We start from the raw sequence: 14,240 nt of genomic DNA, 5'->3' as shown, positions 1-14,240 counted from the left end.
AATGAAGAAAATTATACACTTTGCAATGGTGCTGCTTGCTTCAGCAACAATGCTATCTTGTAAAAAAAACAGCCCTTCAAACGATAACTCGGCCGATGGGCCGAGCAAGAACGGGACAGAACTGGACCTCATTCGCGACTCGGTTTTTCTGTATGCCAAGGAAGCTTACTATTGGAATGATGCGTTACCTAACTACGGAACTTTCAAGCCCCGCTCTTTTACCGGAAGTAACGATTTAGACGCTTTAACTAAAGAAGTTGATGCCATTTCGCAATACAATGAATTTGACAAAACGCCTAACGGTGCTAAATACTCGTTTATTGATAAGGGCGAAACATCAACTGAATTAGGCGGCACGCAGGGGGACTTCGGTTTTGCACCTTTTTATAACGTTTATGATTCAGGCGATTTGAGAATACGGTATGTTTACCCCGGATCACCGGCTGCCATAGCAGGAATTAAAAGAGGGGATAGGGTAATATCTATCAACGGCAACAGTAACGTAGCTTATGATAATGGCGGAGCGGTTACTCAATTTGTTGTGAATGCATTTTTTTATAGCAACAATATAGCGCTTGTTTTAGAAAGGAATGGCTCTCGATTTTCTGTGAATATTGCTGCCGGTCAGTATACCACAAACCCTGTATTAACATACAAAATATTTGAGGGCTCAAGTGGGCGTAAAACAGGGTATTTTGTATTTAATGTTTTTACATCTGATGAAAATGCCACACCCAGGCTCAACGAGATATTTAGCTATTTTGCGGCTAATGGGGTAACTGATTTAGTTGTTGATCTCCGTTACAACGGAGGTGGATATGTATCTACAGCGGAGTATCTGTGCAATTTAATGGTTCCACTTGCCAACAACAGCAGTGTTATGTATAAAACGTATTATAATAACACTATAACTACAGGTAACGCAAAGTTGTTAGCTAACCAGGTGCGTCGCGACCCGGAAACCGGCGAAGTTTATAATTACGCACAATTATTAAACTTTCTGGCTAAAAATAATACCACCATGTTTGAAAAAAAGGGGGCATTAAACAGCGTTGGAAAAATTTGTTTTATTGTTGGTGGCGGAACAGCATCTGCAAGTGAGCTGGTGATCAATAACATGAAGGGCGTAAACGGAATTGACGTTAAATTAATAGGTAGCAAAACTTATGGCAAGCCGGTTGGATTTTTTGATATAAGAATCAATAAGTATGAAATGTATATACCCGAGTTTGAAACTAAGAATGCTTTATACCAAGGCGGTTACTTTACTGGTATGGTACCAGGATCGGCACAATATCTCGGACAATTAGGTAATGATGACGTAACGCACGATTTTGGAGATACCCGGGAAACATTATTATCATACGCTTTAAATTACATCAACTCCGGAAAATATACAACAACTGGTTCTCAATTACAGGTGCAGTCAACACAGCAAAAACCAATGTTATCAGTAGAACAGGTTTCTACCTTAAATGCAAAGCTTGACAACGGCAAATTTTCCGGAATGATCTACGATAAGCCGCTTAAGCGCAACTAACTAATCAGCCAATTGCCTGATATCTACAGGCACTACACGAGATATTCCCTGCTCAACCATTGTCACGCCGTAAATAATATCGGTGCTGGCGATGGTTCTTTTATTATGCGATACAATGATAAACTGCGAGTCTCTTGAGAATTTGCGGATTATATTGTTGAACTTATCAATGTTGGTATCATCTAACGGGGCATCCACCTCATCAAAAATACAGAAGGGTGCAGGCTTTAGCAGATAAAGTGAAAATAGTATAGCGGTTGCCGTTAACGTTTTTTCACCGCCAGACAATTGATTAATAGAAAGCGGTCGCTTTCCTTTTGGCTTGGCAATTATATCAATGTCAGAATCTAAAGGGTTGTTGTAGTCAGATAATATCAGATCGCAAGAATCCTCATCATTGAACAACGAGCGGAATACATGTATAAAGTTTTCGCGCACCATGGTAAACGCGTGCATAAATTTTTCGCGGGCGGTGTCGTCAATTTCTTTTATGGTTGAAAGGAGGGAAGCCTTAGCTTCGCTCAGGTCTTTTTTCTGATTTTGAATAAACTCATACCGCTCATTCATTTCATTATAAGCTTCAACCGCCATTGGGTTAATAGCCCCAAAATCGTCCAGTTGACCTTTAAGCTTTTCTGTACGTGTACGTAGTTCGCTTTCGTTCTCGTCTTCGTTGGGTTCAGTTTCCGGCAACTCCTGTATATCAACATTAAATTCAACCGAAAGGCGCTCTTTTAAAGCATTTAACTCGATACGGAGGTTGTTTCGTTTATCGCGCAGCTCATTTTCAATAAACTCAAAGTTTTCCTTTTTCTTGCGTAAAGCGCTAACAGCTTCTTCGGCTTCATTTATTTTGCCGCGCAGGTCATAGTATTCGCGTTCGGCTTCCTGGGTAGCTTTTTCAAGGTCTTCTTTCTGGGTGTACATTTCCAGCAAGGTATCGTCAGACAGATCTGAATTTTGTAAAAGCTCCTGAATAGCAGCCTTTACTTTTTCTAACTCGGCTGCATTTTGCTTAATGCGGGTTTCCAGGCTTTCCTGTTGCGTAAAGCGGTAATCCAGATCTTTAGCCAAACCGCTCACCTTGTTTTGTTGTTGGTGAAACCGAATGTTTTCCTGGTTGTACCTGTTAGCGTGCACCGTTACCGATTCGTTCAGTTCGTTAAACGCCTGTTGTTTGTCAAGCAGTAACTCAGCATGCGCCTGTTTGCGTTCCTTTAATTCGGCAAGCAAAGGTTGCAACGCAGCCATCTCCTGCGTTATGGTAGCTATTTTTTTAGCAATATCTTCTTTACGGTTCAGGCTGGTTTCAATAAACGTCTCGTATTGCTCGCGGCGGGTGCGTACGGTTATCAACTCCGTATTTAAGCGATTAAATTCGCTTTGCTTTTGTTTGATCAATGCAGCTCTGCCGGCTGCTTTTAACTCGGCTGCGGCGCTTTGTAACTCATTAGCGCGGGTTTTAAGTTCAAATAAATCAACATCAAGTGATTTAATTTCTTTTGCGAGGTTTTCCAAATTCTTTGCACGACCAATACGTTTGCCTTCAAACAAACCCACCGATCCGCCAGCCATGGTATGCTTTGATTTACTGAACTTGCCGCTTTGAGCCAGTAGTACAATCCCTTCGGGCAGTTGGCTGTTGTTCAGTTCAGCTTCATCATTAACCAGATAAACATTTTTAAGCAGATGCTTACAGAGCGCCTGATACTTCTTATCAACTTCCGTAACATTCAGTGCCGGAATACGGCTTCCGTTAGCATCTGACTTAAACTCCATAATATTGCTTTCCTCGGCATAATTGCTCAAAATAAAAAATTGAGCACGGCCCCGCGAGGCGCTTCCTAAAAGGTTAATGGCTTTTATAGCGTCGTCGTAAGTGTCAACCACATAGTGGTTCATAAACGGCTCCAGGTAGTTCTCAATAGCAACGCGGTACTGCTCACGGCAAAACAAAACATCACTAAACAACGGCACATTTTTTACCCAATCGCTGTTGTTTTTAAGGAAACGGATGGATTCAGGGAAACCTTCCAGATTATCTACCAAGCTTTTGGTAAGGTTATACTCGTTTTGCCTGGCATCAAGCTTACGGCTTTCAACTGTTATCTTTTCTTTCAGCGTAGCCAGTTCATCATCAGTAGCTGCAATTTGCTCCTGCAAAGCTTCCTCACGCTCTACTTCCGTTTTTACCTCCGCTTCTAATTCTGCTGCTCTTTTTTCCAGATCAGCAACGGCATCGTTAAAGTGAGACAGCTCCACCTTTTTATTACTGGCATCGTCCATATTGCGCTGGCTTTCCTGTTCAAGCGCCTGTTGCTGTATCTGCAATATGTCAATGTCTTTTTCGGCCTTATAAACCTGGCTCTGCAGGCTATTGTTAATGTTGTTTAACTCGTTTAGTTCATTACGTGCGGCCGTTTGTTCAATGCGCATATCATCAGCTAATAATTTCAACTCGGCAACTTTGTCGGTTACGTCTCTTAAAACTTCTTCCTCCTGAACTTTTTCTTCGCTAAGGCGCTTAATGTTGTAGAAAACGTGATCAAGCTGTTTACGATCGCGGTCAAGTTCTTCACTTAAACGGCGTTCTTTATCCTGCTGAAATTTAAGCTGCTCATTCTTTATTTTTTTCTCACTCTCGTAAGCGCGTATCTTAGCAACAAACTCATTGGTAGTTTTTTGTTGAATGGATAGGTTTTTCTCTTTGGTTACGCTCTCTAACTTTTGTTGTTGGACACCTGCTTCCAGTGTGTCCATCTGAACAATTATGCCTGATTTTTCCTCTCGTTGTTTTAATTCCTGCGCTTCAATATTGTTTAATGATTCGGCAAAGGAAGACAGGCGGAAGGAGGCAAGCTTAATACTTAAAGACTTGTACTCTTCTTTTAACCGGTTATAACGCTCGGCTTTTTTCGCCTGGTTCTCCAGCATTTTGAGGTTCTTCTGTATCTCAAATAACAGGTCCTCCACACGCTCAAGGTCGGCTTCAGTATCTTTTAATTTATTGAATGTTTGTTTCTTACGCAGCTTATATTTAGATATACCTGAGGCTTCCTCAAATAAATTTCTGCGTGAACCTTCTTTATTAGAGATGATCTCCTCGATCATGCGCAACTCTATTATTGCGTAAGAGTCAGACCCAACTCCCGTATCTAAAAACAGATCGGTGATATCTTTCAAACGGCATTGTACATCGTTTAAACGATATTCGCTTTCGCCGCTTCTGTATAATTTGCGCGTTAAAGTTACCTGTGAATACTCAGTAGGGAGGATGTTTTTGGTGTTATCAAAAGTGAGCGATACTTCGGCAAGGTTAGCGGCTTTTCTGCTCTTGGTTCCGTTAAAAATAACGTTATCCATTTTCTCCGACCGGAGCGCACGTGTGCTTTGTTCGCCTAAAACCCAACGTATGGCGTCAACCACATTTGATTTACCACAACCATTAGGACCCACAATTGCGGTAACACCCTCATTAAAATTAATGGTGATCTTATCGCCAAAGCTCTTAAAACCTTTTATCTCTAATTGTGTAAGCTGCATTTAATGGTATCCCGGCCTTAAATATAGGCCGGAGTCAAATTACATCAAAAAAATGGATAGCTAAAATCTGAGCCACCTTACCTGATCATAACACCAGGTTTGTTAACTAACGGCAGGCGTATAAAGTTAGAATCAACAATACTTTCAGGCAAAAAGATAAATTTCTTATCAAATATCTGGTTGCCTATGTAGTAGCTCACCCAATACTCATTATTTAGTCCGAAGGTTTGCTCATCAATAGGTTCTATTACCTTAAACGCCGTAGCACCAACAATAGGGAACATATGCCTTAAAACAGATGTCTTTACCTGTTCGCCATCTTTTTCGCCATAACCCTTTGATGTGATGAGTACGTTTTCAATTGGCTGTTGCTTTAAATTGATCAAATAAACGTACCAGGTTTTGCTTTCACTGCTTTCACCTTCAAGAGCTACCGCCACAGCAATATCTGTTACTTCATTGTCAGGGAGATCTTTTATCATGCAGCTAAAATAACCATAACAATCAATATAGCCATGTAATGCTATGCAATGTTATAAGTTAGCTACACAGTTGATCTGGCTTTTTAAAAAGTCAGCATCATTAGTCTTTATGTTGATAGGCTTCAATTGATTAATGTACCGTAATTCAATCAATGCTATGCTGTTGTTTTTAATTTGCTCAACATCAGCGGCAGTTAAACTAACCGTATATACTTTTGATCTGACGGTTGACTCATCATTTTTTACTGCTTTTTCAAGCTTAAGTTGTTTAACTAACACAGCACTTGTATTGGTTTTAAAAGCTATAGTGCCCAGGTTAGCGTGAGCAATATTTCCGGTATAAACAAGCTTTAACGAATACGCTTCGCCGGTGTTGTTTTTGGCAAGGATGGTCTGCACTAATAATGAGTAATACCCGGCAGACGTGTTACTATATTGATAATTTTCCAACGAAGTAGAGATGCGCTCATCTCCATTTTGAATGCTTGTGCCGCATTGCGCCATAGCCTTTCCGGTAAAGGCGATCACTAGGATCAGGAAAAAATTTAATGCAAGTTTATTTTTTAAAAGCGAGGACATAACGACGATTTATTAGCTCTTTTTCTGTAAATAAATGATATCTCGAAAGTTTGAGGCCTGTAGTTAGACAGCTGAGATGATGTAAAGCTGTAATTTAAACCTACACCATAATTATTATAATCAACACCCACATATGGAATGAAGGATTGCCCCAAACGATGCCACAAACCTAAATAAAATTTGACTCTGGGTTCCGTTGAGTTGAAATAGGGCTGGGCAGTTGAAATTCCGTAGGCTACTCCAAAAATTTTATCGGTAATGTTTTGCTGTTCTGCGTAAACCCCGCTGAATAATACCGAAGATTGATCATTTACGTAAACTTCCCCACCCATATGGATCGTTGTTCTGAACGGTACCTTATAGCCGGTTTCATTAAACAACTGTTCGGTTGGGCGGGTAGCATGGTAAAGTGAGGTGCCAATGTATAGGTTAGCTTTTTCAACGTGGTAAGAATAGATCAAGCCTGCATTTGCCTCAAGATAGCTGGTGGCGGAATAACGCGTATCTACGTAGTTTGGCAAAGACCTGTCAAAAAAATCTACATTGAACTGAGATGCAAAGGTAAGTTGATTGTAGTTGATAAACCTGTTGGCATATGTTGCCTGCATACCTACTGTTAAAATATGTCGTCCATCGCTGGCGAGGCTTTTATGGTAAGCTCCGGAAGCGGATAGGAAGGTGCTTTCCAATGCTCCGTTTAAAGATTTATCGAATATCCCGCTGAAGCCAATGCCAAATATATCAAAGTCAGGCATTTGCTCCTGAAAAAGTTTAGCATCAAATGATATGCTGGTTGTATGATAGCTTGAGCCTACATTCCACCACTGAACGCGTTGATTAACGGCCACTCTGTAATCGCCGTCAAATAACCCGGTATTGGCCGGATTTAGCGACAGTGGCGATGCGAAATATTGCGTGAAATAGGGGTCTTGTGCTGAAGCAGGTAAGATGTAAAGTAATATCGCAATTAAGCAAAAAGTAAGCTTGATACAAAGTTTCTTCATGCTACTTTAACAAAACGGTATTACCACTTCTGCGAACAATGTTTCCAACATAGTCAATTCCTTCAGCGTACCAGGTAAATACATCCAAAAACTGAACCTGCGATTTATAAACGCCATCCCAACCACTCGTCGGGCTTGGGTTGTTTGTTTGAAATACTAACACTCCCCAGCGATTGTAAACTTTAAATGACGTAAGCTCTTTTACGCTAACCAAAAACGGGTACAACCGGTTGTTCTGTGTTTGCATGGGTGTAAATGCCTTTGGTACCTGTATATCAGGTATATTTGATACTAACACCTCTACAGGTTTTATAACAAAGCAACCGTACTTGTTTTCACCTTTTATATAATACGTTCCTGTTTGGGTCACTTTTTTAGGCGTGGAAACCGGATCGGTCGCAGCTGCATCGCGCCAGTAAGTAAATTTAGCAACTCCCATACTACCTTTTGTAACAGATGCATCAGTCAGATCAACCGTATTTGGGGTGTATACCTTTTTAGGGTCGGCAACTGTTAATACAGGGAGGGCGTGAATAGTTACTAATACGGGTTTAATTATTTCGCAGCCATATATGCTTGTCGCTTTTATATAGTAAAGTCCGCTATCTGCAACGGCAGTCGGTTTGCTCAATGGTTTGGTTGCGGCCGCGTCTAACCAATAAGTAAGTTTATCGACATTGGTGCTTCCACCAGTTACGTTTCCTTTGGTTATGTCAATAGTTTCGGGGTAACAAACCGCAGCAGGTTCAGTCACTTTTAGTTCGGGGAGCGGGTTAACGGTAACCACAACCGGCTTTACCATTTCGCATCCGTTTTTATTGATAGCTTTTATAAAATATTGGCCGCTTACACCAACTTTATCCGGCGATGATAAGGGTTGTGTACAAGCAGCGTTTAACCAGTAGCTAAAGCTTAGGTTGATGTCACTCCCTGTTGTTACCTGAGCTCTTGTTAAATCCACTGTAGACGGAAAGCAAACGGCAGCGGGGTTAGATATGTTTAATACAGGCAGATCATAAAAAGTTACAGAAACCGGCTTTATAGTTGAGCACCCATTCGCGTTAGTACCCTTTATATAATAGGTTCCGGCTGTTGTTATTTGTGACGGGTTTGAAAGTTGTCGGGTAGCAGCAGCATCGGTCCAGTAAGTGTAAGTTAAGCCGCTTGCACTTCCGGCTGTGATGCCTGTAGTTGTAATATCCACTGATGATAACAGACACACTGTGGCAGGGTTAACTATATTAATAACGGGAAGCGGGTTAATTATAACATTAACCGGATTTACTACGTAACATCCGCTTGAAGACGTTGCCTTAATGTAGTATGTTCCACTTGCGCCGATAGCATCTGGTTTGTTTAAAGCCACGGTAGCAGCAGCATCTGTCCAGTAGGAGTAGGTTATATTGGCTGTTTTGTTAGTTATAACCGACGAATTGGTTATATCAATTGTTAACGGATAACAAACTGCTGCCGGGTTAGTTACTTTAAGCTCCGGTAGCGGATTAATAGTTATGTCAACAGGTTTCACCGTTTCGCAACCGTGTACATTTGTAGCTTTTATAAAATACTGACCGCTAACACCAACCTTATCTGGTGCCGGCAGAGGTTGAGTACAACCAGCATCTAACCAATAAGTAAAAGTTAAATTAGGGTCACTTCCGGAAGTTATCTGTGCCGATCTGATATCAATGGTAGACGGAAAACAAACCGGGGCCGGGTTTGATATTTTCAATATAGGCAAGGCGTAAAAACTCACCGTAACGGGCTTTATTACAAAGCATCCGTTAGCGTTTGTTCCCTTGATATAGTAAGTGCCTGCCGTTTTTATTTGCGACGGTGTTTGGAGAGCTTGGGTAGCGTTCAGATCTGCCCAATAGGTAAAGGTTAAACCTGTTGAACTTCCGGTGGTTACTGCTGGTGCCGTGAGATCAACTGATGAGGTTACACAAACCGATGGTGGGTTAACTACCGTAAGTGTTGGCAGCGGAACTATCGCTACTTTAACCGGACTAACAACATAACAGCCCGCTGCTGATGCTGCTTTAATGTAATACGTTCCGCTTACTGCAATAGCATCGGGCTTTGTGACCGCCTGCGTGGCAGCAGCGTCTTTCCAAAACGTATAACTCAAACCGGCTGTTTTGTTAGTAATTACGCCAGCAGTGGTTATATCAACAGTAGATGGGAAACAAACGGCGGTTGGATCTTTTACGGTTAAAGTAACCGGGGGATTGGCCTTTGTTACCACGCTGGTTGTATAATTACAACCAAATCCAACAAACGGTATCAGGTCTAAAACAATGGTTTTATTATCATTATTGGCCGTCGGCAATTCCAATACCTGGCCGGTACCTAATAATTTTGATCTGTCTGCATTGAACCAGTTGTATTTATCAAACCCGGCAGGCCCAGTTAGTTTAAAGGTTGGCTGTTCAGGGCAAAAATTATTACCCGTTATGAGCGACGAGCATGTTTTGTTTACATCAACATAGGCATAACCAAAATGCCCTGACTGTGTACAGTCTGCCGTTGAAAATTCCAACCTGAGCTGGTGACCCTGGTAACCATATAAGTTAATACTTGCAGGGGTCCAGTCTTTATAAACTATGCCTGATAATTTTTTAAAGCCGGGTAAATTTGCTGTGGCAACGTAATCAAAAGATCCGCAGTCTATGTAGCTATTGGTAGTTATGTCAAAAACTTTAGCTGTAAAACGGGGTTGCTGTGCTGCCGGATGCCCCGGATCTTCTAAAACCACCGCATACTGATAGGTTACAACAAAATCTGCCTGATTATTGGGTACGGTAAAGGTGTAGCTAATCCTTTCAGCCCGCGAACCCGTGCCATCATTACCCAATTTAACAATGTAGTCGCTTCCATCTGGTGCCGCAAGTTTAATGGGCACATAACGGTCAACCGCACTGCTGCTTTTTAAAACCTGATGAATGCCGCTGATTGGACTGGTTAATGATACATTAATTAAGTTGGTATTACCGGATGATGATGTGGTGCCCGAATAACATTGCCAGTTTTGAAAACCGCCTAATTCAAAATCAATATTTAAGGGGCAAGTGGCCTGCGAATAACTTTTGGCTGCACTAAAAATAACGGCAATAATTATAATAGCAAAAGACCGTAAAGTCTTGAAGCTTTTATTTAAATGTGTTAAAGGCATCAATGTGATAAAGCATTAAAAAATTAATGCTCACTTCCAATGCGCTGTAATTCTTAGGTGTTGAAGCAAAGATACTTAATTTTAGCTTCAACACAAATAGAAAATGGTGATTTACACCACTTTATTATTATTTTTTTGCGCCCTTTTTTTGAAACCTGCCACCACCTTTTTTGGGCGCTTTGCTGTCGGCCTCAGCTAAGGCTTTACATTCCTCGTAAGTAAGTTCAAGAGGTTCTTTGCCCTTTGGTATTTTAACATTTTGTTTGCCAAATTCAATATACGGCCCCCAACGTCCGTTTAGGATTTTTACAGTCGGATCCTCATCGAATACTTTAATCAGCTTCTCCGCATCTTTTTTGCGTTTAGCTAATATCAGCTCAATGGCCTGTTCTTCAGTAACATCCAGCGGATCTATTTCTTTTGGCAAAGATACAAAAGCGCTGTTATGGCTTATGTAGGGGCCAAATCTGCCTATGGCAACTTTCATTACCTTGCCTTCAAACTCACCAACTTGTTTAGGTAATTTAAACAGTTCTAAGGCCTCTTCTAATGAAATCGTCTCTATGCTTTGTCCTGTACGTAAACTGGCGTACTGTGGTTTGTAATCCTTATCATCGCCGGCATTTTCGCCAATCTGCACAAATGGCCCGTAACGGCCTATACGTACAGAAATCTTTTCGCCGGTTTCGGGGTGTACACCTAACTCGCGCTCACCTGTAGCTTTATCAGCCGTTTGGATGGTATTTTCTACATCTTTGTGAAAAGATTTATAAAATACATCAAGCATTTTTGTCCACTCTTCTAAGCCTTGCGCTATCTCGTCAAATTGCTTTTCAACCTTGGCGGTGAAGTTAAAATCTACTATACCTTTAAAGTGCTGAACTAAAAAGTCGTTTACTACAGCACCAATATCTGTAGGAGAGAGTTTGCCTTTTTCGGCACCCGTTGTCTCGGTGCGCTGCTCTTTATTAATGCTTTTATCTTTAAGGGTTAACACACTGAAATTACGCTGTTTACCCTCACGTTCCTCTTTAACTACATAACCACGGTTTTGTATGGTAGAGATGGTAGGCGCATAAGTTGACGGACGACCAATACCGAGTTCCTCCAACTTTTTAACTAAGCTGGCCTCCGTGTAACGTGACGGTGGACGAGAGAAACGCTCGGTAGCAGTCATTTCCTGCAGATCCAATTGCTGGCCCTTGCTTAAAGGCGGCAGCATGGTGTTGTCATCGTCCTGCTGGTTATCCTCTTCCTCGTCGTTTGATTCCAGATAAACTTTCAGGAAGCCGTCAAACTTCATAACCTCGCCGTTAGCTGTCAGTTCTTCTTTGCGGGTTGATATGCCAATTTTAGCGGTAGTTTTCTCAAAAGCCGCTTCGCTCATTTGCGATGCTATGGCGCGTTTCCAAATCAGTTCGTACAAACGTTTTTCAGAACCGTCGCCTTCAATAGTGTGATTGTTAAAATAAGTAGGGCGTATGGCCTCGTGTGCTTCCTGTGCTCCTGCGCTTTTGGTTTTGAAAGTGCGACGATGATAGTACTTATCGCCGTAAGCACTCATAATCTCCTGTGATGCTGCGTTTAAAGCGGTGTCAGATAAATTGACACTATCGGTACGCATGTATGTGATGTGTCCTGATTCATATAGCTTTTGTGCTACCTGCATAGTGCGGGAAACCGAAAAACCCAACTTACGACTGGCCTCTTGTTGCAAGGTTGAAGTGGTGAACGGAGCTGCCGGTGAGCGCTTAGCGGGACGGGTTTCTAAACTATTTACATTAAAAATAGCGTCAACACAATCTTTTAAAAAGGCTTCTGCATCTTCCTTTTTAACAAAGCGCTCGCCAAGTTCGGCTTTGAATGCTTGTTTACCCTTGCCAAATATGGCTACAACACGATAGGCAGCTTCAGAGTTGAACTTGTTGATCTCGCGCTCCCGGTCAACAATCAAACGTACCGCAACTGATTGCACACGCCCGGCAGACAATGATGGTTTTACTTTCTTCCAAAGAACAGGAGATAGTTCGAAACCTACCAACCTGTCTAAAACGCGACGTGCCTGTTGCGCGTTTACCAGGTCGTAATTTATTTTACGCGGATTTTCTATTGCTTTAAGAATGGCCGGCTTGGTGATCTCGTGGAATACAATACGCTTAGTATTCTCATCTTTCAGATTCAGGGTATCAAACAAGTGCCATGATATGGCTTCTCCCTCGCGGTCCTCGTCCGATGCCAGCCAAACCGTATCGGCCTCCTTAGCTAATTTCTTTAACTCACTAACTACCTGTTTTTTATCGGCAGGCACCTCATATTTCTGTTTAAATTTATTGGCTACGTCAATAGCATCTTCAGATTTTACCAGATCACGGATATGGCCATAACTCGACTTAACAGTGAAGTCTTTACCAAGGTATCCTTCAATGGTTTTGGCTTTCGCCGGAGATTCTACGATGAGTAAATTTTTAGCCATTCAGCAATAGTTTTTTTGCAAATAAAACATAAAGAACCCGAAACACAAATTTGTTTCGCGGTTTTATTTTGAAAAAGTGTTAAATAATTGGAAAAAAGGAAGCAATTTTTCTAATTATTAACAATGAATAATAGAAAAATCGCAACGGAATGCAGGTATTAACACGCTACATTAAAAAACCACCACCTAAAAGGTCGTTGCCTTCGTAAAAAACAGCCGATTGCCCAGGCGCAACACCTGATACCATATGCGCGAAATCAACTTTCATATGTTCGCCCATTTGCACTATGTGGCTTTGTGCGCCGGCATCTTTGTAGCGTATTTTGGTAACTGCTTCAATTGGCTCTGTAATGCTTTCGTATTTTATCAGGTTAAGATTTTTAACCCAAGCCTGTTTGCGGTGCAATTCTTCTTCGGTACCTAATACAACGGTGTTAGTTGCAGCATCAATGCGAGTAACAAACATAGGCTGACCTAAGGCTATGCCTAAACCGCGGCGTTGGCCAATGGTATAAAAAGGGTAACCCTGGTGTTTGCCCACAATAGTTCCGTCTGTTAAAACAAAATTACCGCCCGCTACCTTTTCCTCTAAGGTAGGTACTTTGTGGCGTAGAAAGGCTCTATAGTCATTATCAGGCACAAAGCAGATCTCGTAGCTTTCGCTTTTACCAGCCAACTCGATCTGACCCATATCTAATGCCATTTGCCGTATCTCTGGTTTGGAGAAACTGCCTAACGGAAATTTCGTGCGCGCTAAATTTTCCTGCGAAACGCCCCATAGTACGTATGATTGATCTTTGTTCTCGTCTTTGCCTTTTGAAATAACGTACCTGCCATTATCCTGTAGGCGTATGTTGGCGTAGTGGCCTGTAGCTATGAACTCGCAATCTAACTTATCGGCACGTTTTAAAAGCGCCTCCCATTTGATGTAGGTATTGCACAATACACATGGGTTGGGGGTGCGGCCGGCCAGATATTCGTCAACGAAGTTGTCTATAACAAAATCGCCAAACTCGTTGCGGATATCCAGTATATAATGCGGAAAGCCATAACCAACAGCCAATGTGCGGGCATCATTAATGCTGTCCAGACTGCAGCATCCGGTTTCTTTTGAGCTGCCGCCGGCAGAAGCATAGTCCCATGTTTTCATGGTGAGGCCAATCACCTCATAACCCTGCTCGTGTAGCATAACCGCTGCTACCGAGCTATCAACCCCGCCGCTCATGGCCACCAAAATACGTCCGTGCTTACTCATTATTTTGCAAAGATAATAATTAGTTGATTAGAGATGAGTTGATTGGTGATTAGTGGCTTTTGGGTGACGGTTGGACGTAGATAATATTTTGTGGGCGTTCTTGTATTGTTAAAACAATATATAAAGTTTTAGATTATATGAATAGTGTAAATACTTGATAAATAATATAACTTTCTTTTAAGTTAAGAG

General features: G+C 41.7%; 8 protein-coding genes. 1 reads left to right on the top strand and 7 read right to left on the bottom strand.

Annotated features, from left to right (window positions below; translation table 11 throughout):
* Nucleotide 1 precedes the first annotated feature (1 nt).
* Nucleotides 2-1,540: a S41 family peptidase gene (locus CLV57_RS11285; RefSeq protein WP_100341519.1), complete on the top strand. Its 1,539-nt coding sequence runs from the start codon at nt 2-4 to the stop codon at nt 1,538-1,540.
* Here CLV57_RS11285 and smc read toward each other — a convergent pair whose 3' ends face one another.
* The 7 genes from smc to mnmA form a co-directional block, all read right to left on the bottom strand.
* Entirely contained in the window at nt 1,541-5,083 is a 3,543-nt protein-coding gene (gene smc, locus CLV57_RS11280) for a chromosome segregation protein SMC (protein ID WP_100341518.1), read from the bottom strand.
* 77 nt (nt 5,084-5,160) lie between these two features.
* A complete protein-coding gene (locus CLV57_RS11275; RefSeq protein ID WP_100341517.1) occupies nt 5,161-5,565 on the bottom strand; it encodes a hypothetical protein in 405 nt (134 codons plus the stop codon).
* Nucleotides 5,566-5,616: 51 nt separating this feature from the next.
* Complete coding sequence (locus CLV57_RS11270) at nt 5,617-6,093, bottom strand: hypothetical protein (RefSeq protein WP_157799136.1); 477 nt, start codon at nt 6,091-6,093, stop codon at nt 5,617-5,619.
* Nucleotides 6,094-6,128: 35 nt separating this feature from the next.
* On the bottom strand, nt 6,129-7,148 hold the full coding sequence (locus CLV57_RS11265; protein WP_100341515.1) for a PorP/SprF family type IX secretion system membrane protein: 1,020 nt from the start codon (nt 7,146-7,148) through the stop codon (nt 6,129-6,131).
* Nucleotide 7,149: 1 nt separating this feature from the next.
* Nucleotides 7,150-10,323, bottom strand: coding sequence for a gliding motility-associated C-terminal domain-containing protein (locus tag CLV57_RS11260; protein WP_100341514.1), 3,174 nt, complete (start codon nt 10,321-10,323; stop codon nt 7,150-7,152).
* A 127-nt stretch (nt 10,324-10,450) separates the two neighbouring features.
* Nucleotides 10,451-12,796: a type I DNA topoisomerase gene (gene topA, locus CLV57_RS11255; RefSeq protein ID WP_100341513.1), complete on the bottom strand. Its 2,346-nt coding sequence runs from the start codon at nt 12,794-12,796 to the stop codon at nt 10,451-10,453.
* Between the two features lie 166 nt (nt 12,797-12,962).
* Nucleotides 12,963-14,051 (bottom strand): tRNA 2-thiouridine(34) synthase MnmA, encoded by a 1,089-nt coding sequence (gene mnmA / locus CLV57_RS11250; protein ID WP_100341512.1) that lies wholly within the window; start codon nt 14,049-14,051, stop codon nt 12,963-12,965.
* Between the last annotated feature and the right edge of the window lie 189 nt (nt 14,052-14,240).

Origin of the sequence: Mucilaginibacter auburnensis (assembly GCF_002797815.1) — a bacterium.
In the GTDB taxonomy this organism is placed as follows: Bacteria; Bacteroidota; Bacteroidia; order Sphingobacteriales; family Sphingobacteriaceae; genus Mucilaginibacter; species Mucilaginibacter auburnensis.
Note: the sequence above shows the minus strand (reverse complement) of the source record. Positions and strands in the feature narration are given on the sequence as shown.